Below are 21322 nucleotides of genomic sequence, written 5' to 3'. Positions count from 1 at the left end.
CGCGGCGCGATGCGGCTTTACGGCGATACCTAGATCTGGCACCTTCAAGCGCAAAACAACAAGACCACAAAGAGCAAAAAGAAACTCCTAGTCTGGCGGCACCCCGCATGTCCGACCGGCCCTCGCTTCAGGCGAAGGCCTTGCTCATGAGTGCGACAGGAGTTTCGCCATGAATTCACTCTGGCCGATCGTCATCGGCGGCATTCTGCCCGCCGTTTTCTGGGGCGTCACCGCCATCTTCCAGAAGCAGAGTGCTGCGGCCGCCACCGGCTCCGCCGTCTATCTCATCGCCTTCGGCGCCGCTTGCGCCCTCGCCGGTCTGATCGCCGCGCTGATCTGGCGCCCTGCCGCCTGGACCACACAAGGACTTGGTTTTGCCGCAACCGCCGGCGCCTGCTTCGCCCTCGGCACTGGGCTCATCAGCCTCGCACTCATCGCTTATGGCATGCCGGTCTCGAAACTCGCCCCGATCTGGAGCTGCAACGTGCTGGTGACGCTGGCGATAGGCGCAGTCTTTCTCGGCGAAGCCTCCGAGCTCAACATGGCGCGGCTCGCAGCCGGCACCCTTTTCATCCTCTTGGGCGCCCTGCTCGTCAGCAGTGCCTGACAGCGCCTCCGCATTGCGGCTGGATTGCCTTTGTTGATATCCTGCATTGGCGCAAATGCCGGAGCCCGACATGACCCCACGACAACTGAAAACCTTCCTGGCCGTCATCCGGCACGGAAACCTCACACGCGCCGCCGTCGAGGTCAATCTCGCTCAGTCGAGCCTCAGTGATCACATCCAGGCACTCGAAGAGGAGATGGGGGTTGAACTCTTCCTCCGCTCCCGGCAGGGCGTCGCTCCCACACCGGCAGGCATGGCACTGAAGGCCTATGCGGAAGAGATATTGGCACTGAATGATGAGGCGCAGACCGCCGCCCGCGTTGCCGCCGGCATTTCCGAAGCCTCTATCACCCTGGGCACGCTCGAAACCATTGCCGCTGAAAGGCTGGCGCCCTGGCTCTCCCGCCTCCGCAGGCAAAATCCCGATCTTGGTCTCAAACTCAAGGTCGGCGGCAGTGGCGAGTTGCATGCGAAATTACAGCATGGCTCGGTTGATATCGTCTTCACCTTCGATCGCGGCCAGCAGGACGAGCGCTTCGTGACACGCCGCATCGCCAGCGAGCCGCTGGTGCTGATTGCCGCCGGCAGTTCGCAAATCCCGCCGCCGGAAAGCCTCGCAGCCCTGCGCACAGCCCCGTTCATCGCCACCGCGGCCGGCTGCATCTATCGCCACCTGCTCGATACCGCCTTTGCCGAAGCGGATTTAGCTGCGCCGGCCGTTGCTGCGGAAGCCGACAGCATCGCAACGATCATCCGGCTCGTGGCATCAGGCGCCGGCTACGGCCTGGTCCCGAGTCTTGCGCTGGGGCCGTCCATTGCGCGCGGCGATGTCGTCGAACTGCCCTGGCCCGGCCGAGCGCTGGCGGCTTCGCTGGTGATGATGTGGCGACGCCGGCGCGTCCAGCCGCCGCACATCGCTTTTCTTCTGCAATCGGCCAGCGAAAATCTTTCGCCGATCAGACCAGCCGATGCCCGCCTTCGACATGCAGGGTAGTGCCCGTGGTGAAGCCGTTGCCGATCAGGAAACGGATTGCATCGGCGATATCCTCGGGCTGCCCAACCCGCCCAACCGGCAGGCGCTGCGCCATCGCATCCAGCCTCGTTTGCTTGGCGTCACCGGCAACGAAGCTCCAGATCGGCGTGTCCACCCAGCCCGGCGAGATCGCGTTGACGCGGATCGGCGCCAGTTCGACCGCAAGCGCCCTGACCAGGCCCTCGAGTGCCGCGTTGACGGCCGCGACCACCGATCCGCGCGCGAGCGGCCGATAGGCCGCAATACCTGAGGTGTAGGTGATCGAACCAGACGGCGGCAGCCGAGAGGCGCCATATTTCGCCAGCAGCAGCGGCCCGTAGAACTTGCTCTGGACCACCTTTTCTGCCGCCGCCAGTTCGAGCGACGACAGCAGCTGATAGGCTCCTTCGATTTCCGCCGCCGTGCTGACGATATGATCGACCGGTCCGCACTCCCGAAACAGCGCCGCGACCTCCTCCTCCCGGCCTATATCGACGACATGGGTTCGGAGTTTCGGGTGGTCGCCGAGATGAAGGCAAGCTGCCGCAAGCTTCTCCTGACCGCGCCCGGCAATCGTCACCGACGCCCCCTCGTCGAGCAGATGCCCGGCAAGCGCCAGCCCCATACCGGAACTGCCGCCGGCAATTATCACGTTCTGACCTTCGACGCTCATAACAGCTGTCTCGCCTCTCCATTGGAATGAGACAGCAGATGCCTCCGCCGGACGCGAAAGAAAAACGGAAGAAGCCGATAGCACTATCGGCTTCTCCGATCATCGACGTTCAAGCGGTCAGTTGCGCAGCCGGTATCCGGTCTTGAAGATCCAGCCGAGCGTTCCCAGGCAGATTGCCAGGAACACGGTGATCATCGCCAGGCTGATCGCCGGGTTGACATCGGCAATCCCGTAAAAACTCCAGCGGAAGCCGCTGACGAGATAGAGCACCGGGTTGAAGTGGCTGACCGCCTGCCAGAAGGGCGGCAGCATGCTGACGGAATAGAAACTGCCGCCGAGGAAGGTCAGCGGCGGCACCACAAGCATGGGAATGAGGTTCAGCTGCTCGAAATTGCCGGCCCAGATGCCGATCATGAAGCCGAACAGGCTGAAAGTGATCGCGGTCAGCAGGAAAAACAGGATCATCATGAAAGGATGTTCGATCCTGACGTCGACGAAGAGATTGGCGGTCAAGAGAATGATGACGCCGATGATCAGGCCCTTGGTGGCCGCCGCCCCGACATAACCGAGCAGTATCTCCGTCATCGCCACGGGCGCCGACAGCACCTCATAGATCGTGCCGGTGAATTTCGGGAAATAGATCCCGAAGGAGCCGTTGCTGATGCACTGGCCGAGCAGCGTCAGCATGATGAGACCCGGCGTGATGAAAGCACCGTAGGATACGCCCTCCACTTCCTGGATGCGCGAGCCGACCGCCGCCCCGAAGACGATGAAATAAAGCGAGGTCGAGATGACAGGTGAGATGACGCTCTGCAGCAGCGTGCGGCGCGTACGCGCCATTTCGAAGAAATAGATCGATTTGACCGCTTCGAAGTTCATTTGCTCGCTCCCACCAGCGCCACGAAGATATCTTCGAGCGAACTCTGCCGCGTCGAGAGATCCTTGAAATGGATATTGTTCTCGCCGAGCCGGGTCAGCAGCGTCGCGATGCTTTCCTGCTCGTTATCGGCGTCGAAATCATAAGTCAGGCGGCTTCCGTCCGCTTCGAGAGTGAGGCCATTGCCGGCAAAACAGTCTGGCAGCCGGCTCAGCGGTTCAGCCAAATCGAGGATGAGCTGCTTGCGGCCGAGCTTGGCCATCAACGCCGCCTTTTCCTCGACGAGCAGCAACTCGCCGCCATTGATGACGCCGACGCGGTCGGCGATTTCCTCGGCCTCTTCGATATAATGGGTCGTCAGGATGATGGTGACGCCCGAAGCCCGGAGTTCTTCGACAACGTGCCACATGTCCTTGCGCAGCGTCACGTCGACGCCAGCAGTCGGCTCGTCGAGGAAAAGAATATCCGGCTCATGGGAAAGCGCCTTGGCGATCAGCACCCGTCGTTTCATGCCGCCGGAGAGCTGACGCAGCATATTGTCCTTCTTGTCCCAAAGCGAGAGCGCCCGCAGCACCTTCTCGATATGCGCGGGATTAGCCTTCTTGCCATGCAGCCCGCGCGAAAAGCTGACTGTGTTGAACACCGTCTCGAACTGATCGGTCGTCAGCTCCTGCGGCACCAGTCCGATCATCGAGCGGGTCGCGCGGAAATCCTTTACGACATCCTGGCCGTCCACCAGCACGCGGCCGCCGCTCGGATTGGCGATGCCACAGATGATCGAGATCAGGGTCGTCTTGCCGGCGCCGTTCGGCCCGAGCAGAGCCAGGATCTCGCCCTTCTCGACATCGAGGTTGATGCCCTTCAGGGCCTCGAACCCGTTGGCATAAGTCTTGGTCAGGTTCTGAACGGAAATAATGGGGGCCATGCAGGACTCTTGCGGATGCTCGAAGTATTTCGGCCCGCTATATAGTCGCTCTGTGACGCTTTGACATCCTTCGGGAACATGAACACTGCATTCACGCCTCGCCAACACCGTCGGTCAAGTCGATCACCCATCGGTGACAAGCCTGCGATAGCCGGCTTCCGATTGTCGTCGCACGGCGCCGACGCTCCCCTGAAAGAAAGGCGGCGGTCGGCTCCGGATGTCATCATCCGGTGATATTCATGCTCGATAAGAGTGCCGAGGCAAGCACCGGCATCCGCCCCGCCGCCCATTCCTTTGCGGAGCCGTCTTACCCGCGTTCTCGTTGCGCACTTTTCCGCTGCCTCGGCATGTAATGAAAGTAATTGTTCAGTCACCAAGCGTTTGGAACCGGCCAGTATCCCTGTGCAGCCGCGTTCGTCTCAGCCGGCCTCTGCGCCGGCTTTTCTTTTGTGCGTGCGTCGTTGCAGCGGGTGGCCGACCTCGTCCTTCGAGGCGGATACATGTAGCCATTAATGCCTTTCGCTTGCCGCTCAAGGCGTTCGTCGCTAACGCTCCTCACCCCCCTCATCTGCCCTAAGGGCATCTTCTCCCCGCTGGGGAGAAGGGGAGTGAGCCCCCGACTACGTTTCCTACCGTAAAGGTCTCAATGGGAGCGAGGCGCTGCCACGAGTCCCTTCTCCCCAGCGGGGAGAAGATGCCGGCAGGCAGATGAGGGGGTGAGCGACTTCAGGAGCGAATGCACTGAGCGAAAGCGAAGCGCAAGGATAAAGGCCACCCCTCACAATTCATCATAATTGAACCAATCGAAATCCGCCGTCTTCCCTCGCCCGGAGGTATCGAAGGCGAACAAGCCGGCAAAGGCACCGGTGAAAGAGCCGTGTTCGCCGCGCCCGCCCTCGTCGGAAATCACGCCGGCGTCGAGGACAGGGCCGATCCGTTGCCAGGCGCCCTTGCCTTCCGTCTGCCAGAAGAATTGCAGGTCATTTTCGCGGATTTCCATCGCAAGCTGGACACGGCCGTCGGCCGGGATCGCGACACCGCTTTCAGCGGGAAAGCTGAGGCGGCCGTTCGGGTAGTCGCCGTTGCAGGAGAGGATGGTCACGCAGCGGCCGAGCGTTTCGTGCAGCGTCACGGCAATCGCGTGGAACTTGTGGCGGTTGTAATAATGCGTCAGCCCCGCGACCTGCTGATAGGTGTCGGGCGAAAATTCGATCACGGTCTCGGCGCGGAAACTATGATGCTCCTGCCGGCGCGCGACCAGCGACTGCTCGAACCAGGAGCCGATGCTTTCGCGCCCGATCAGCCTGAGATGGCCGGGACGGTCCGTCAGATTGAAGATGCGCTGGGGCTCGGGCGTGCGCAGCCACTGGAAATCGGCCGGCAGCGCGCGCCCATCGAAACTGTACTCGCTGCGCATCGGCTTCTCCACCGGCGCAGCGCCGAAGGGACCCGGCACATCGACATCGGGTACGGAGGTGCCGTTTTCCAGATAGAGCCAATCATCGTCGCGCCAGACGCATTTCTGCAGGGACGTTTCGCGCCCCAGCGTGCATCGCCGTTTCGGCGGCAGCGGCCGGCCGCAGAGATGAGTGTGATAGGCCTGCCCATCCGGTGTCTCGACATATTGGCCGTGCCCTGCCCGCTGCAGCACTGCGCCCGGATGATCCTTAGAGGTGATCAGATGCATGTTCGGATGCATCTTATAGGGCCCTTCGATGCGGCGCGAACGCGCCATGGTGACGGCATGGTCATAGCCGGTGCCGCCCTCGGCGGTCGTGAGATAATACCAGCCGTTCCTCTTGAAGAGATGCGGGCCTTCGACGAGGCCGAGCGGGCTGCCGGCGAAGATGTTGCGGATCGGGCCTTTCAGCGCCTTGGTCGCCGGGTCCCATTCCTGCAGCAGGATGCCGTCGAAGGCGGGCGATTTCGGCGAACCGCCGAAGCTTTCGGTGCGATGGTTCCACTGCATGTTGACGAACCATTTGCGGCCGTCATCGTCATGGAAGAGCGAGGGATCGAAGCCGGAGGAATTCACATAGACCGGCTCGGACCATTCGCCCTCGATGGAAGGCGAAGTCACGATGTAATTATGCGCATCCTTGAAATTGCCGTCGAAGCGCTTGACGTCGGTATAAACAAGCCAGAACTGGCCGTCGGCATAGGAAAGGCATGGCGCCCAGATGCCGCAGCTGTCGGGATTGCCGCGCATATCGAGTTGCGAGGCACGCTCCAGTGGCCGGCGCACCAGCGTCCAGTTCACCAGGTCTCGCGAATGATGAATCTGCACACCCGGATACCATTCGAAAGTCGAGGTGGCGATGTAATAATCGTCGTCGACGCGGCAGATCGACGGATCGGGATTGAACCCGGGCAGGATGGGATTGCGGATCATAGCGGCTCCTCCGAAACAAAATGTGGTACGTACGTCAGATTGGCGTGGCTACCTCGCCTTCCCCTTTTCCCCAGCGGGGGTCCGAAGGACGGGCGAGACCTGTGGCTCGCCCGGGTGATGCCCGACAGGGCAGATGAGGGGGCGAGCGGCAAAGCCGCGAGTGCACTGAGCGCAAGCGAAGGCAAGCAAAGGCGTGCCGTGTGGCCCCCTCATCCGACCCTTCGGCCACCTTCTCCCCGTTGGGGAAAAGAGGGAGCAAGCAGCACTCCCACCTCTCTCTTAATCCCGCTCGGCCGACCTCGCCCAGAGATTGATATCCGCCTCCTTGGCATAGACATCGATCTCCTTCAGCTCCTCAGCCGAAAACTCGATATTATCCAGCGCCTTGACGCAATCGACGATCTGCGAGGAACGGCTGGCGCCGATCAGCGCCGAGGTCACACGCCCACCGCGCAGCACCCAGGCAATCGCCATCTGCGCCAGCGTCTGGCCACGCCGTTCGGCGATCTCGTTGAGCTTCCTGATATTGTCGATGATCGAAGGACGGATGAAGTCGCGCTTCAGGAAATGATTCTGCGCCGCCCGGCTGTCGGCCGGAATACCGCCGAGATACTTCGTTGTCAGCATGCCCTGGGCGAGCGGCGAGAACACAATCGAACCCATGCCGACGTCGTCGAGCGTATCGAGCAGCCTGTCGTCCTCGACCCAGCGGTTGAGCATGGAATAGCTCGGCTGATGGATCAGGCACGGCGTGCCGAGATCCTTGAGGATCGCCGCGGCTTCGCGCGTGCGCTGCGAATTATAGGAAGAGACGCCGACATAGAGCGCCCGGCCGGAGCGGACGATTTGGTCGAGCGCGCCGCAGGTTTCCTCGAGCGGCGTCTCCGGATCGAAGCGATGCGAATAGAAGATATCGACATAATCGAGACCCATGCGCTTCAGGCTCTGGTCGCAAGAAGCGATCAGGTATTTGCGGCTTCCCCATTCGCCATAGGGACCCGGCCACATATCGTAGCCGGCCTTCGAGGAAATGATCAGTTCGTCGCGAAGCCCGGCAAATTCGGTGCGCAGGATTTCGCCGAAAGCGGTCTCGGCGCTGCCGGGAGGCGGCCCGTAATTGTTGGCGAGATCGAAATGGGTGATGCCGAGATCGAAGGCCGTGCGGCACATGTCGATCTTGCGGTCATGCGGCGTGTCGCCGCCGAAATTGTGCCAGAGACCGAGGGAAACGGCCGGCAGCTTCAGGCCGGAACGGCCCGTGCGGTTATACTTCATCTTCGAATAACGGTCTGCGGCCGGTTGCCAGCTCATCTGAATGTCTCCTTGATAAAATATCTTGTGATCGTCATGCGACATCCTCGGCCCAAGAGATTGCCGACACCTGCCCCTCATCCGGCTGCCGCCACCTTCTCCGCGTAAACGGCGCGAAGGGACATGCCGCACCGCTTCCTCAATCTCAAACTCGGCACTGCATCTGGCACGTCCCCTCTCCCCGTTTTTACGGGGAGAGGGTTAGGGTGAGGGGCAGCCGTCGGCACGAACCGAACAGCCGTGGGACAGCCCCAAGGATGACGGAATTATTGAGACAACCGTGCCGCTACGGCAAGCGCACGGCGCGAGTTTCTACTACTTCAACAGCGCCAGCGCCTCTTCGATGCCAAGCGCGGCCGGCTGCGTGCAGGTCGTCGTCAGGTCGATGAAGCGGCCTTCCTCGCCCGACTTCAGGATCGAGGTCATGACGTCGACGCCGTGCAGCGTGCGGTCGAGCGAGCAGCGCGCGTCGCGTCCCTCGATCAGCGCCATCGCCATATCGGCAAGGCCGGCCGTCCGGTAGTTGGCGCGCGCCCCGTTCGGGTTTTCCTGGTTGATCTTGCCGAAGGGGTGATCCCAGTCTTCCAGCGGCTTGATGTCCTTGTCGCGGCCGCTAGCTTCGACGGTGCCGCCGAAGAAGTTCGGGTCCGGCACGTAAAGCGAGCCGTCGGTGCCGTAGAGCTCCATATTGGCATGGCGGTGCGACCACACATCCCAACTCGCCGACAGCGTCACGGTGGCGCCGCTGACGAATTCGAGCAGCGCTTGGATCGTCGTCGGCGTCTTGACCGGGATGATCTCGCCATGGCGCGGCTGGCTGGTGATCGTCCGGGTCGCCGATGCCATCGAGGTCATGGCGCCGACGCGCTTCACAGGGCCGATCAGGTTGATCAGATTGGCGATGTAATAAGGGCCGAGATCGAGGATCGGACCGCCGCCTGGCAGGAAGAAGAAATCCGGGTTCGGATGCCACATCTCCATGCCAGGGCTCATGACGTAGCAGGCGCCCGAAGTGACCCGGCCGATGCCGCCATCGTCGATGAACTTGCGGGCGAGTTGATGCGCGCCACCGAGGAAGGTGTCGGGCGCGCAACCGACGGCAAGCTTCTTGGCCTTGGCGATGCGGCGAAGCTCTTCGCCCTGCTCCAGTGAAAGCACCAGCGGCTTTTCCGAATAGACGTGTTTGCCGGCTTCGAGGATCGCCTTCGACACCGGAAAATGCGCATCCGGGATCGTCAGGTTGACGACGACGTCGATCTCGTCATTGGCGAGAAGCGCGTCGATCGTCTGTGCCTTCACGCCATATTCCTTGGCGCGGGCCTCGGCGGCCTGCACGTTGATATCGGCGCAGGCCAGCACCTTCAGCCCCCTGAAGAGCGGTGCGAGCGAGAAATAGGTAGTGGAGATGTTGCCGCATCCGATGATGCCGACGCCAAGTTCCCTGGTCATGATGTGCCTCAATAAGTCTTGAAGGATGCGATCGAGCGGCTGATGTTGCGGTCGATATCTTTAGGATTGTCATGTTCGACGACGAAGTGCTTCGCCCTGGTGGCGCGCAGTGCGGTCATCAGTTTGGCCCATTCGACCTTGCCGTGGCCGACATCGGCCCAACCGTCCTCGTCCTTATTCTCGCCTGCCGGCGCAATGTCCTTGACGTGGACTGCGGTAATGCGCGAGCCGAGCTTTTCGATCCATGCGAACGGATCGGCACCGCCGCGGATGACCCAGGCGATATCCGCTTCCCAGGAAATGTCGGGCGCGCCTTCGAAGATGCGCTCGATCGGCAGCGAACCGTCAGCCAGCTTGACGAATTCGAAATCGTGATTGTGCCAGCCGAACTCGTAGCCGGCATCCTTATAGGGCTTGCTCATTTCCTGCAAGCGCTTGCCGAATGCCAGCCAGCCGGCACCGTCGGTCGGGCGCTGATCGGCTGCCAAATGCGGCGCATAGATCGAGTCCATGCCGAGAGTTTTGGCAATGTTCAGCGACTTCTGGACTTCGCCGTCGAGGAAATCGGGGCTGAAGTGGCCGCTCGCCATCGTCAAGCCGTTCCTGTCGAGATCGGCGCGAAGGCTCTTCAGTCCCGCATCGTCGAGATCGGCATAGATGCCGCCGAAACCTTCGACCTCCGCGTAGCCTGATTTGCCGAGCTTTTCGAAAATCACAGAATAGGGCTGGAAGTTGCGCGCACTGTAGAGCTGGTAGCTGAGTTTCGTCATCTTATTCTCCTTGGGCCTCGTGCCCATTTCTTGGAAGGATCAATCCGCCGATTGGCAGGAATGCAGGTCGTAGAAGCGGAATTCCGGCAGCTTGCCGCGTTCGAGCGGATGTGCCGGGGTGAAGGTAATGCGGCGGCTCTCGCCTGCTGCAAGGTCGAAGGCGTTGTCGGAATATTTGCCGTCCGTCTCGCTCTCGATCATCACGAAGAGTGCAAGTCCCCTGGCGGTGAAGTTGATGTCGATCGCGCCGCTCTTCTCGACATATTCATGGGTAACGGTCAGGCCCGAGGGTTCCAGCTCCAGCGCCTTATAGGTGCCGTTGACATGGTGCCCCTCGCCGCCCATGCCGTTCGACGCGGTGAAATGCCAGGCAAGCAACGTTCCCTCAGTAATCTCGGACACATCGATCGTCGCGGCTGTCACCGCCGCATCCGGGGAACACATGGCCTGCACGTCTTTCAGATGTTTCCGCTCGCCCTTCATCGTCAGGAGCGAGATCGACAGATCGACGTTGACATCTGAAAGCGTGTCGTTAACGAGCGAGAAGCGGATCGTCTTGCCGTCTTCCGAGGGAATGACGGCAACCGCCACCGGCTGGAAGAACCGTTTCACCAGATAATGCATCGCCTTCCAGCGGCCGCCATAATCGAGGCTAGACCAGGAGGCGACCGGCCAGGTGTCGTTGAGCTGCCAGTAAATAGTGCCCATGCAATGGGGCTTCAGCGACCGCCAATATTCCACCGCCGTCTTGATCGCCAGCCCCTGCTGGATCTGTGAGAGATAGACGAAGTTGGGGAAATCCTTGGGGAAGCGGAAATAGCGGAACATCGTGCCGGCGATGCGCTCGTTGCCGCCGGCATTCTTCTGGTGCAGCTCCATAACGGGAGAAGCAATATTCATATCCTTCTCCTCGGCATAGGTCCTGATGACGGGCAGCGAGGTATAGGACTGGAAGCCGAATTCCGAGCAGAATCGCGGGCGCACCGTACGATAATTGTCGAACGACTTGTTCTCGTGCCAGACCGACCAGTAATGCATGTCGCCGGAGCCGTCGGCATGCCACGCATCGCCGAAATCGAGGTAGCCCGAGGCCGGGCTCGACGGCCACCACAGCGCACCGGGCAGCGCCCTCTTCACCGCCTGCTCGATCGTGCGGTTGAGGCGGTCATAGGAAACGAGATAGCGGTCGCGGTCCTTCCGCGATTCCTCGAACCAGGTCAGCGCTCCTACCAGCTCGTTATCGCCGCACCAGAGCGCGATCGAAGGATGCGAGGAGAGCCGGCGCACCTGGTAATCCACCTCGATCGCGACATTGTCGAGGAAGTCCTCGGTCGAGGGATAGAGGTTGCAGGCGAACATGAAGTCCTGCCAGACGAGGAGGCCGAGCCGGTCGCAGAGATCGTAGAAATGATCCTGCTCGTAGAAGCCGCCGCCCCAGACGCGGATCATGTTCATATTGGCGGCTTTCGCCGATTGCAGCAGATCTTCCGTCTTCTCAGGCGAAGACAGCGAATAGAGCGCATCGGCCGGAATCCAGTTGGCGCCGCGGCAGAAGATCTCCCGGCCGTTGACCTTGAAAGCAAAGCGGGCGCCGGATGCATCCGGCGTGGTGATCAGTTCGATGGTGCGAAGGCCGATTTGCCTGGTCACCACCTCGTCGGACACTTCCACCGACAGCGTGTACAGCGCCTGCTCGCCGCTGCCGGAAGGCCACCAGAGCCGCGGCTCGTCGATATGGAAGAGATAGTTGACCTCGGTCTCGCCCTTGACGCCGACGTCGAGGCGCACACGCTCGCCGTCGAACTCGAAATAGATCTGGGCGACGCCGGCATGCTTGGAATAGAGGCTCGCGGTGACCGTCAGGTCGACCGAGCCGTCATTATTGTGGACCTGGCGGGTGACGACATGTTCGATGCGCGCCGTTTCGAGCTTCTTCAGCGCGACCATGCCGTAGAGGCCGAGCGGCGCAATGGCGATGTTCCAGTCCCAGCCGAAATGGCATTGCGGCTTGCGCAGCATGTTGCCGTCGGGGATCGGCGAATTGCCGGTGCTGTAGGGAACGTAGAAAGGCTGCTTTTTCTGCCGCTCGGCGCCAATGGCGGGGTTGGAGGCAAAGAGGATGCGGATCGAGTTGTCACCAGATTTCAGCATACTCGAAACGTCAGGCCGGTAACGGCGGAAGCTATTATCGGCTTCAAGCGCCAGGAAACCGTTGACGTAGACGCTGGCGACAGTGTCGAGATAATCGACATCGAGATACCAATCGCCCTCGACCTCCTGCAGCGTAAAGCTGCGCTCGACCGCCCACTCACGCTGGGCGACCCACTGCACTTTCTCCTCATTGCGGCCGAAATAGGGATCGGGGATCAGCCCCGCGCGGTGGAGTGCGGTATGCACGTCGCCGGGCAATGCTATGGTAGTGCGGATCTCGCCGTCGACGGAAGTGAGCTGCCACGACCCGGAAAGGTCGATGCTGGAGGGGGGCTGTTGTTGCGTCACGATTTCATTTCCGAATTTGAAAGCATTAGGATCTTGGAAGCAAGGGCGACTGATCAGTCTCCACCCTCACCTTGTCGTTCGTTAGTGACGGTTCCTTCCCCATTGTCCCCGTCGCTTGCCCCCGCGCATGCGCTGATGTCGTCAGCCCCTCATCCGGCTACCGCCACCTTCTCCCCGCCCGCGGGCGAAGGGACAAGCAGCAACCTCTCCGTCCCCACCGATACCTCGCAAGGCACGTCCTCTCTCCCCGTCAGAACGGGGAGAGGGTTCGGGTGAGGGGCAAGTCCGGCGCCATCGCTGACCCGCCCGCAAAATTCCCCTAGAGACGCAGCTCACTCTCCGCATCGAACACCGAAGCCAGCGCCATGTCGAAGCTGAGCTTCACCTTGACCCCGACATCAAAGCGGCGTGCGCCGTTGACGCGGACCGACATCGTGTGACCGGCATGTTTCAGCCACAGAAGATTGTCCGCCCCCATCGGTTCCTCGATATCGACGGTAGCGTCATGTTCTTCGCCGCCGGTATTCTCGTTGACCTTGATGTGCTCGGGGCGAACGCCGAGCACCACCTTGCGGCCGGGCTGCAGCGTCTCGTTGGCATCATAGGCGGCGAGCGAGAAATTGACGCCGTTTGCGGTAAAAGCGATGCCGTCACCTGTTTTGACCAGTTCGCCGCGCAGAAAATTCATCGACGGCGAACCGATGAAGCCCGCGACGAAAAGGTTGCGCGGCCTATTGTAAATCGTCGTCGGATCGTCGAGCTGCTGGATGATGCCGCTCTTCATGATGGCGATGCGATCAGCCAGCGTCAGCGCCTCGATCTGGTCGTGCGTCACGTAGATCATCGTATTCTGCAGCGACTGGTGCAGGCGCTTGATCTCCACACGCAGTTCTGAACGCAGTTTGGCGTCAAGGTTGGAAAGCGGTTCGTCGAACAGGAAGACGTCGACATCGCGCACCAGCGCCCGGCCGATCGCCACGCGCTGGCGCTGGCCGCCGGAAAGCTCCGCCGGCTTGCGCTTCAAGAGCGGCTGGATCTGCAGGATCTCGGCCGCACGCGCCACGCGTTTGTCGATCTCGGCCTGCGGCACCTTGGCGACGCGGAGGCCGAAGGAGAGGTTCTTCTCGACGGTCATCTGGGGATAGAGCGCATAGGACTGGAAGACCATGCCGATGCCGCGGTCCTTCGGCTCTTCCCAGGTGACGTTCTTGCCCTTGATGAAAATCTGCCCTTCCGAAGCGTCGAGCAGGCCGGCGATGCAATTGAGCAAGGTCGACTTGCCGCAGCCGGACGATCCGAGCAGTACCAGGAATTCGCCGTCGTTGATGTCGAGGTTGAGATCCTTCAGCACGCTGACCGATCCGAAGTTCAGCGACAGATCTTTGATCGAGACGCTGGAATTGGAGACAGTTGAATTCATGTTCATGTGATCACCCCTTCACTGCGCCAGCGGCGATGCCGCGAACGAAAAGCCGCCCGGAGACGAAATAGACGATCAGCGGCACCAGGCCGGTGAGGATCGTCGCTGCCATGTTGACGTTGTATTCCTTCACGCCCTGGACGGAATTGACGATGTTGTTGAGCTGCACCGTCATCGGATAGGTATCCGGCCGGGTGAAGACGACACCGAACAGGAAGTCGTTCCAGATGCCAGTGACCTGCAGGATCATGGCGACGACAAAGATCGGCAGCGACATCGGCATCATGATCTTCAGGAAGATCTGCCAGAAGCCCGCCCCGTCGACGCGCGCCGCCTTGAACAGTTCTTCCGGCAGCGACACGAAATAGTTGCGGAAGAGCAGTGTCAGGATCGGCATGCCGAAGATCGAGTGCACGATGACAAGGCCGGTCAGCGTGCCGTAGATGCCGATTTCGCGCAGGATGATGACGATCGGATAGATCATCACCTGATAGGGAATGAAGGCCCCGATGATGAGGATCGAGAAAAACAGCTCGGAACCTTTGAACCGCCAGTTTGCCAGCGCATAGCCATTCACCGAGGCGATCGCGATCGAGATGACGACCGACGGCACCGTGATGCGCACCGAATTCCAGAAACCGCGCGACAGGCCATCGCAGTTCAAGCCCGTGCAGGCCTCCGCCCAGGCCTTGACCCAGGGTTCGAAGGTGATCTCCATCGGCGGCGAGAAGATGTTGCCGAGACGGATTTCCGGCATGCCCTTCAGTGAAGTCACGACCATCACATAGAGCGGCAGCAGATAATAGAGCGCTGCAACCGTCAGCGTTCCGTAGAGCATGATGTTGCGCGCTGACAGCGTCGGGCGCGGCCTCGGACCGCTCGGACCGTCGCCAAGCCTCTTTGAGACGGCGTCGAGGCCGGCAGCCGTGGTGTTGAGAGTTTCGATATCAGCCACGCTTGCGCCCTCCTCCGAACTCCAGATAGGCCCACGGAACGATGATGATCGCGACCGTGACAAGCATCATCGTCGATGCAGCGAAGCCCTGACCCAGATTCTGCGCCTGGAACATGTAATCGTAGACATATTTGGCCGGCACTTCGGATGAGATGCCGGGACCGCCCGAAGTCTGCGCCACCACGAGGTCGTAGACCTTGACGATGCCCGAGGCGATGATGACGATCGTCGTGATGAACACGGGCCGCATCATCGGAATGACGACGAGCAGGTAGGTCTTCCACATCGGGATGCCGTCGACGCGGGCCGCTTTCCAGATATCCTCGTCGATGCCGCGCAGACCCGCAAGCATCAGGCACATGACGAGGCCCGTTCCCTGCCAGAGCGCCGCGATCAGAATCCCGTAGATGACGATTTCGGGCGTATAGAGCGGATTGAAGGTGAAGCTTGTCCAGCCGAGCGAACGCACCACCGACTGGACGCCGAAATCCGGGTTCAGAACCCACTGCCAGACGAGACCGGTCACGATGAAGGACAGCGCGAAGGGGTAGAGAAAGATGGTGCGAAAAGTGTTTTCGAAACGGATCTTCTGATCCATGAGCGCGGCGAGCACAAATCCGATGACCAGGCTGAAGATCAGCGAGAGGACGCCGTAGAGGGCCAGATTTTCGATCGCAGTAACCCAGCGGGGTGCCGCCCAGAGACGGTGATACTGGTCGAAGCCGACGAAGCTCAACCGCGGGAGGAGCTTGGAATTGGTGAAGGAATAAAAGACCGTCCAGAACGTGCCGCCGACAAAGATCACCAGCGCTGTCAGGATCATCGGGATGGACGCAATCTTGGCATTCAGATTGCGCAGTAGCTTGATTGGCCGGCCTGCTTGCGCTTGACCCGTCATGAACACTTCTCCTCAAATCGCAGCTGCGGCCGGTGACGGCCGTCTCTCACCCATGCCCGCACGGTCCGCCGGAAGGGCCGGCAAGATCGTCGAAACTTGCGGGAGGATCCGGCTCCGGGGGAGCCGGATCGCAAGGGCAGCGAACCTGCCGATCAGTCAGCCGAAGCGATGATGGCGGCGAAACGTTTCTGAGCGTCTTCCGGCGTCATCGACGGGTTGGCGAAGAATTCGGAGAAGAGATCTTCCTTCTGCTTCTGACTGTCGGCCGAAAGCAGCTGGTCAGTGCCTTCGATCACATTGCCCTTGGCCAGGATGTCGAGACCCTTCTTCATGCAGTCGTTTGCGGCGGCGAGATCGACGTCGCCGCGAACCGGCAGCGAGCCCTTCTTCAGATTGAAGGCAACCTGGGTCTTGGGATCGAGCAGGGTTTTGGCGAGCACGGCCTGCGCCTTGGACTTTTCCTCATCCTTCAGCAGCGGGAAGTAGAAGGCGTCGCCGCCGGTCGAGATGATCTCGTTGACACCAAGGCCCGGGAGGCAGGTATAGTCGGTGCCGGCCTTCTGACCGGCGAGTGCGAATTCGCCCTGCGCCCAGTCACCCATGATCTGGCCACCGGCCTTGCCTGTTATGACGAGGTTGGTCGCCTGGTTCCAATCCTGGACGTTGCTGCCCTTGGACATGCGGCGGGCATCGTCGGCAGCCTTGAAGACCTTGGCGATCTCAGGTCCGGCGGCAACCTCTGCATCCTTGTCCTTGAACACCTTGTTGAAGACGTCCTTGCCGGCGACCGCGACCATCAGCACGTCGAAGGCGCCTGTCGCCTGCCATGGCTGACCGCCGACAGCAAGCGGAATGATACCGGCCTTTTCGAGAGCCGGAGCGGCAGCGACGAATTCGTCCCAGTTCTTCGGAACTTCGATGCCGGCCTTCTTGAAGGCCGCGTTCGAAAGCCACAGCCACTGCCAGGAGTGGATGTTCACCGGAGCGCAGTAGATCTTGCCGTCGATCGTGCAGGAATCGAGCAGGCTCGACGGACGAATAATGTCCTTCCAGTGCTCCGCGGTCGCGACATCGGTCAGGTCGCGCATCAGGCCGGCCTGAACCAGTTCCTCGGCCTGGCGGCCATGGTTGAACTGGGTGGCGCCCATCGGGTCGCCCCCGGTGATGCGGCTGATCATGATCGGGCGAGCAGTACCGCCGGAACCGGCGATAGCACCGTCGACCCAGTGGTTGCCGGTGGCGTCAAATGCCTTTGCCAGCTCGGCGACAGCAGCGGACTCGCCGCCAGACGTCCACCAATGGGTGACTTCGAGATCGGTGGCGCTGGCGCTGATCGGAAGCGCGGCGGAAGCGGCAAGCATGGCCGCCATCATACGAATTTTCATGAGTTCTCCTCCCTCACTGAAACGTTACCGGAAAAACTTAGATCAATCGATTTCTCCACGCAACTGCCCGCCCGCAAATTTTTCTTTAAAGATCCGGATTGCCACTTCTGACTGTTTCGGAAGGAGGCGCTACACCCGCTAAATCGGCAGCCAGCCAGACTTTTCCGCACATGCCGCGCCCGATTATTATACTGAAATTTAATAATAATTTTCAAACTACAGTTTCGAGCGCCGCACTGCCTTTTTCGCAGCTGCAGAAAAATCCTGTAGGAATCACCGATTCAACTTATACGAATGATGCTGCGACGCACACAAGAAAAACCACTCGACATTTCTACTGTATCGTTACAGATTGAATTCCTCAGGGAGGCGCGATTTTTGGCAGGCGACGGGCTTACGGCGTCTGAAAAAGCCTCTATAAGCGAGACCAATTCGCGTGAGGCAGGCCTACAGGGATGGAAAACAAGGGAAATTTCGGACAGGCTGCATCGACGGCGGTGACGCGCGAGCGCCCGACATTGAAGACGATCGCCTTCATGACCGGCCTCGGGGTGACCACAGTATCGCGCGCCTTGAAAGATGCACCCGATATCGGGGCTGAGACCAAGGAGCGGGTGCGCATGGTCGCCCGTCAGCTCGGCTACCAACCGAACCGGGCGGGGGTGCGCCTGCGCACCGGCAAGACCAACGTCATCGCCCTCGTCCTCAGCATCGACGAGGAGATCATGGGCTTCTCGAGCCAGATGGTCTTCGGCATATCGGAAGTGCTGTCCGGCACCCCCTATCATATTGTCGTGACCCCGCATTCCCACAGCAAGGACCCAATGCTGCCGGTGCGCTATATTCTTGAAACCGGCTCGGCCGACGGCGTCATCATCTCGCGCATCGAACCGGACGACCCGCGCGTGCGGCTCTTGTCCGAGCGCGGCATGCCCTTTGCCACGCACGGACGCACCGATGCAGGCCTCATCCACCCCTTCCACGATTTCGACAACGAGGCCTTCGCCCATCAGGCGGTGGAACGCCTCGTCAAACGGGGCCGGCGGCGCATCGCCTTGCTGCAGCCGCCGAGCAAGCTCACCTATTACGCCCATATCCGCATCGGCTTCCAGACTGGCCTACACGATTACGGTGCCGAAGAAGTGCCGCTGCGCGTCAACACCGACGCGCCGCTCGCCGATATCCGTGACGCCATCGAAGTGATGATGCGCTCGGGCAACGCGCCTGACGGCATCGTCTGCTCGGCCGGCAGCGCTGCGATCGCCGTCAATGCCGGCATCGAGGCCGCCGGCAAGGCCCTCGGCCGCGATCTCGACATGGTCTCCAAGCAGTCGGTGCCGATCCTCAACTGGATCCGCCCCGAAATCATCACCGCCCAGGAAGACGTGCGCCAGGCCGGCCGCGAAATGGCCAAGGCCGTCATCGCTCGCATCGACGGCGTCGAACCCGAACTGCTCCAGAGCATCAGCCAGCCGATCTGGCCGGAGGGTGACAGATAGGGTGGTGGCGCAAGTGAGCGAATAAGGAGCCGCAGCGTGACTGGCGGCTGCGGCGTATCTTACCCTGCCGTCAGCCGGTAAAAGCCGCCGGTGGCTGCTTTCGGCCCATTGCGTCAGAATTAAACTGCGGATTAGCTGAGATGGGTGAAGAGAAGACTAGCAGCTTTTGAAGATCAAGACTGCCAATGGCAGACACTGGATGGAATGTGCCCTCTGTCCTAAAAACTGCAATCAACCGCCATCGCGACTTCCGATGTAACCGCCCCATTTGTCAAATGCGTGGTAAGTTGGTTCCTCGGCTTTTGCTTGGCGAAAATACCTACAGCTAATCACGTACTCAGAATAATCCTCTGTCCAGGATTCACACCGGATCACTCGGCCCTCGGTGCTTTTATAGCCTTTATACTTCTGATTAAGGAATCCTTCGAAATACGGAATGCTCGGTTTGAAGCTGATGCCTAGAACTATCCACACCAACGTCCAAATTGCGAAAACGCCACCAATGGCGTATCCGACAAATGACAGTCCTCGAAATAAGGTTCTCAACGCTAGACCCCGAGACCAGTTGGCGATGGCCAACTCGTAGCACGCCTGACGGCAGCGTTGCAGGTTTGTATTCACGCTCAAACTTCCGGAATGAGGTCAAGAGCTGACTTTCGTGTATACTTAGAAAGATGACCGCTTCTGGCGCGTTGGCGACCACCGGCTTCCGCCGACGGTCGCCTAGTTCAGAGCTCGATCTGCTCCGCGATCCGTAGTCGTCATCGATCTCGATCCCGAGATACTGGACGGTGCTCTCTAGTCTGGTGTGGCCAAGTAGGATTTGGACCGCGCGGAGGTTTCCCGTCTTCTTGTAGATCAAGGCGGCGTTCGTTCGGCGCATCGAATGAGTTCCATAGGCGCTCGTTTCGAGTCCAATGCTCCGGACTGAACGATGCTCGCATACTGCAATCAGCCCTCGGCACGCTCCTCGCCAGTTGCTCCAGCACTGCCGCAATCTTTGGGTTGCGCCCCTCGCCGCGCCGCGTGATCGCGTGGATGCCGCGATAGGCAGGTGGGGCAAGCGGTTTGACGATCAGCCTGCCGCGGAAATCGCGAAGCGCCAGGCCGGGCATCCCCGAAATCGCGCAGCCGGCTTCGACAAGCGCGAAAATCACCTCGAAACTATCGCTGAAACCATTGATGACGGGTTCGAAACCGGTATCGCGGCAGGCTTGGCGGATCGCCTTGCAATAGGCGCTGGAGGCGACGTCGGAGCGTCCAGCGTTCATCCCGTAGCTGAGTAAGTTCGATGGCCGGCTCGTTTTTCAGCCTGTGACCGACGGGCAGCAGCACGAAGAGCTGGTCCCGGCACAGGAACAGCCTGTCGACCGCGTCGCTAAGCGCATGCGGATCGAGGGATATATCGTCGGCAACGACGATATCGGCCTGCCAGACCCTGAGTTCCGCCAGCCCTTCTGACGGCCCCATCGTCGTCATGATGATATCGAGTTGGGGATGATCGATCGCCAGCTGCCGCAGGGCGGTGGGAATGAAGGACTATGCGGACGAAGGCTGCGCGGCGATCCGCAGGTCGCCCGCGACGGTATTCTTCAGCGCGGCAATATTGGTTCTGGCTTCCTCGACGATGGCGAAGAGGCGGTAGGCATGTTCGACCAGTAGCCGGCCGGCACCCGTCAGCGCCACCCCTCGCCCGCGCCGCTCGACCAGCGCAATCCCCGTCTCGTCCTCCAGCTGAGCGACCTGCTGGGAAACCGCCGAGGACGAATGCCGAGCGCATCGGCAACGGCAGCCATCGTCTCCCTGCGCGAGAGCTCGCGCAGCGTGCGCAATCGGAAGAAATCCAAATCCGGCTCCTCGGCAATCATCCATAATTTCTAACTTATCTCCTTATTTTAATTAAGTGGACCTGAATGAAAACCGCCCTACCGTTGGATTCGCTCGGTGGCGCAATGGCTCGAAAAAAGCCTTGATTGCCAGCCATCCCGCACATGAGCCACGGGGAAATCGACAGAATGCATGAAAGCAGCGTGCCTTATTTCAGCCAATGGGAAACGCCCGGCATGACGCTGCCGGTGCTTGCCGAGGGATCGCAAGCGCTGCTCAGCGATCCGCTCTGGCGCCATTCGGGAGCCGCGACCATCGAAGAATATGCGCGCTGGGCGATGAATGTCTGCGGCATGGCCTGCCTGAAGATGATCCTAGCCGCGCGCGGCGAGATCCATCCTACTCTCGAGCTTGCCCGCGCCTGCACGGTTTACGGCGGCTATGTCGTCAACGAGATCGACGCTTCGATCAAGGGGCTAATCTACGCTCCCTTCGTCCGCTTCGTGAGCGAACGTTTCGGGCTCGGCGCCGAGACGATGACCAACGTCGAGACGTCAGCCATATCAGAACTTCTGTCGAAACGCCGGTTCTTCATCGCCTCGGTGCATTCGGGCATCCGCTGGCCGGAGCACGAGCCGCCGGCAAAGGGCGGGCATCTCGTGTTGGTGACGGCGGCCTCGCAGGAGACGATCCGCTTCCACAATCCGTCCGGCCATGACGCGGCAAGCCAGGCCGATGTCACGCTACCGCTTGCCGTCTTCGATCGTTTTTTTGCCAATCGCGGTATATCGGTCGAGGCCTGATCTTTCCGACATCCCATCGC

16 protein-coding genes and 2 pseudogenes are annotated in these 21322 nt (G+C 60.7%); 4 read left to right on the top strand and 14 right to left on the bottom strand.

Going from position 1 to position 21322, the window contains the following annotated elements:
• Positions 1-169: 169 nt before the first annotated feature.
• Entirely contained in the window at positions 170-607 is a 438-nt protein-coding gene (locus GGD53_RS17790; RefSeq protein ID WP_184457919.1) for a hypothetical protein, read from the top strand.
• A gap of 70 nt (positions 608-677) precedes the next feature.
• On the top strand, positions 678-1601 hold the full coding sequence (locus tag GGD53_RS17785) for a LysR family transcriptional regulator (RefSeq protein ID WP_184457917.1): 924 nt from the start codon (positions 678-680) through the stop codon (positions 1599-1601).
• Here the strand turns inward: GGD53_RS17785 and GGD53_RS17780 are convergent.
• From GGD53_RS17780 to GGD53_RS17725, 12 genes are all read right to left on the bottom strand, one after another.
• Entirely contained in the window at positions 1564-2292 is a 729-nt protein-coding gene (locus GGD53_RS17780) for an SDR family oxidoreductase (protein ID WP_184457915.1), read from the bottom strand. The two genes, GGD53_RS17785 and GGD53_RS17780, sit on opposite strands and share 38 nt — an antisense overlap.
• Before the next feature lie 117 nt (positions 2293-2409).
• Positions 2410-3171: an ABC transporter permease gene (locus GGD53_RS17775; RefSeq protein WP_064803152.1), complete on the bottom strand. Its 762-nt coding sequence runs from the start codon at positions 3169-3171 to the stop codon at positions 2410-2412.
• Positions 3168-4094, bottom strand: coding sequence for an ABC transporter ATP-binding protein (locus tag GGD53_RS17770; protein WP_184457913.1), 927 nt, complete (start codon positions 4092-4094; stop codon positions 3168-3170). The genes GGD53_RS17775 and GGD53_RS17770 overlap by 4 nt, the downstream gene beginning before the upstream one ends.
• A 778-nt stretch (positions 4095-4872) precedes the next feature.
• Positions 4873-6486, bottom strand: coding sequence for a glycoside hydrolase family 43 protein (locus tag GGD53_RS17765; RefSeq protein WP_184457910.1), 1614 nt, complete (start codon positions 6484-6486; stop codon positions 4873-4875).
• A gap of 279 nt (positions 6487-6765) precedes the next feature.
• A complete protein-coding gene (gene mgrA, locus GGD53_RS17760; protein ID WP_184457908.1) occupies positions 6766-7797 on the bottom strand; it encodes an L-glyceraldehyde 3-phosphate reductase in 1032 nt (343 codons plus the stop codon).
• Between the two features lie 315 nt (positions 7798-8112).
• Positions 8113-9246, bottom strand: coding sequence for a Gfo/Idh/MocA family protein (locus tag GGD53_RS17755; RefSeq protein ID WP_184457906.1), 1134 nt, complete (start codon positions 9244-9246; stop codon positions 8113-8115).
• A gap of 8 nt (positions 9247-9254) precedes the next feature.
• A complete protein-coding gene (locus GGD53_RS17750) occupies positions 9255-10016 on the bottom strand; it encodes a sugar phosphate isomerase/epimerase family protein (RefSeq protein ID WP_184457904.1) in 762 nt (253 codons plus the stop codon).
• A gap of 39 nt (positions 10017-10055) precedes the next feature.
• Positions 10056-12515 (bottom strand): glycosyl hydrolase 2 galactose-binding domain-containing protein, encoded by a 2460-nt coding sequence (locus tag GGD53_RS17745; protein WP_184457903.1) that lies wholly within the window; start codon positions 12513-12515, stop codon positions 10056-10058.
• 319 nt (positions 12516-12834) lie between these two features.
• On the bottom strand, positions 12835-13941 hold the full coding sequence (locus GGD53_RS17740) for an ABC transporter ATP-binding protein (protein ID WP_184457901.1): 1107 nt from the start codon (positions 13939-13941) through the stop codon (positions 12835-12837).
• Positions 13942-13945: 4 nt separating this feature from the next.
• Positions 13946-14890, bottom strand: a complete 945-nt coding sequence (locus tag GGD53_RS17735) for a carbohydrate ABC transporter permease (protein ID WP_184457899.1) — start codon at positions 14888-14890, stop codon at positions 13946-13948.
• The gene (locus tag GGD53_RS17730; protein ID WP_011425716.1) at positions 14883-15788 is read right to left on the bottom strand and encodes a carbohydrate ABC transporter permease; all 906 of its coding nucleotides are present in this window, start codon (positions 15786-15788) and stop codon (positions 14883-14885) included. The genes GGD53_RS17735 and GGD53_RS17730 overlap by 8 nt, the downstream gene beginning before the upstream one ends.
• A 152-nt stretch (positions 15789-15940) precedes the next feature.
• On the bottom strand, positions 15941-17173 hold the full coding sequence (locus tag GGD53_RS17725; protein ID WP_184457897.1) for an ABC transporter substrate-binding protein: 1233 nt from the start codon (positions 17171-17173) through the stop codon (positions 15941-15943).
• 455 nt (positions 17174-17628) lie between these two features.
• Here GGD53_RS17725 and GGD53_RS17720 point away from each other — a divergent pair, with 455 nt between their 5' ends.
• The gene (locus tag GGD53_RS17720) at positions 17629-18672 is read left to right on the top strand and encodes a LacI family transcriptional regulator (protein WP_184457895.1); all 1044 of its coding nucleotides are present in this window, start codon (positions 17629-17631) and stop codon (positions 18670-18672) included.
• A gap of 728 nt (positions 18673-19400) precedes the next feature.
• On the opposite strand, the pseudogene GGD53_RS31890 reads toward GGD53_RS17720, so the two are convergent.
• Positions 19401-19606 (bottom strand): annotated as a pseudogene (locus GGD53_RS31890) (tyrosine-type recombinase/integrase); the annotation flags it as partial.
• A gap of 22 nt (positions 19607-19628) precedes the next feature.
• Positions 19629-20519: pseudogene (locus GGD53_RS32280) on the bottom strand (LysR substrate-binding domain-containing protein); the annotation flags it as partial.
• Between the two features lie 168 nt (positions 20520-20687).
• Between GGD53_RS32280 and GGD53_RS17710 the strand changes: the two are divergent.
• Entirely contained in the window at positions 20688-21302 is a 615-nt protein-coding gene (locus tag GGD53_RS17710; RefSeq protein ID WP_184457893.1) for a C39 family peptidase, read from the top strand.
• The last annotated feature ends 20 nt before the right edge of the window (positions 21303-21322 follow it).

The organism is Rhizobium aethiopicum (genome assembly GCF_014197535.1).
Classification (GTDB): domain Bacteria; phylum Pseudomonadota; class Alphaproteobacteria; order Rhizobiales; family Rhizobiaceae; genus Rhizobium; species Rhizobium aethiopicum_A.
This window is presented reverse-complemented; position numbering and strand designations above follow the sequence as displayed.

Excerpts from the sequence above, each read along its gene's own strand:
- GGD53_RS17790 (WP_184457919.1), top strand. The coding sequence starts at position 170 with ATGAATTCACTCTGGCCGATCGTCATCGGCGGCATTCTGCCCGCCGTT.
- GGD53_RS17730 (WP_011425716.1), bottom strand. The coding sequence starts at position 15,788 with ATGACGGGTCAAGCGCAAGCAGGCCGGCCAATCAAGCTACTGCGCAAT.
- GGD53_RS17785 (WP_184457917.1), top strand. The coding sequence starts at position 678 with ATGACCCCACGACAACTGAAAACCTTCCTGGCCGTCATCCGGCACGGA.
- mgrA (WP_184457908.1), bottom strand. The coding sequence starts at position 7,797 with ATGAGCTGGCAACCGGCCGCAGACCGTTATTCGAAGATGAAGTATAAC.
- GGD53_RS17770 (WP_184457913.1), bottom strand. The coding sequence starts at position 4,094 with ATGGCCCCCATTATTTCCGTTCAGAACCTGACCAAGACTTATGCCAAC.
- GGD53_RS17765 (WP_184457910.1), bottom strand. The coding sequence starts at position 6,486 with ATGATCCGCAATCCCATCCTGCCCGGGTTCAATCCCGATCCGTCGATC.
- GGD53_RS17710 (WP_184457893.1), top strand. The coding sequence starts at position 20,688 with ATGCATGAAAGCAGCGTGCCTTATTTCAGCCAATGGGAAACGCCCGGC.
- GGD53_RS17755 (WP_184457906.1), bottom strand. The coding sequence starts at position 9,246 with ATGACCAGGGAACTTGGCGTCGGCATCATCGGATGCGGCAACATCTCC.
- GGD53_RS17740 (WP_184457901.1), bottom strand. The coding sequence starts at position 13,941 with ATGAACATGAATTCAACTGTCTCCAATTCCAGCGTCTCGATCAAAGAT.
- GGD53_RS17775 (WP_064803152.1), bottom strand. The coding sequence starts at position 3,171 with ATGAACTTCGAAGCGGTCAAATCGATCTATTTCTTCGAAATGGCGCGT.
- GGD53_RS17720 (WP_184457895.1), top strand. The coding sequence starts at position 17,629 with ATGGAAAACAAGGGAAATTTCGGACAGGCTGCATCGACGGCGGTGACG.
- GGD53_RS17780 (WP_184457915.1), bottom strand. The coding sequence starts at position 2,292 with ATGAGCGTCGAAGGTCAGAACGTGATAATTGCCGGCGGCAGTTCCGGT.
- GGD53_RS17750 (WP_184457904.1), bottom strand. The coding sequence starts at position 10,016 with ATGACGAAACTCAGCTACCAGCTCTACAGTGCGCGCAACTTCCAGCCC.
- GGD53_RS17725 (WP_184457897.1), bottom strand. The coding sequence starts at position 17,173 with ATGAAAATTCGTATGATGGCGGCCATGCTTGCCGCTTCCGCCGCGCTT.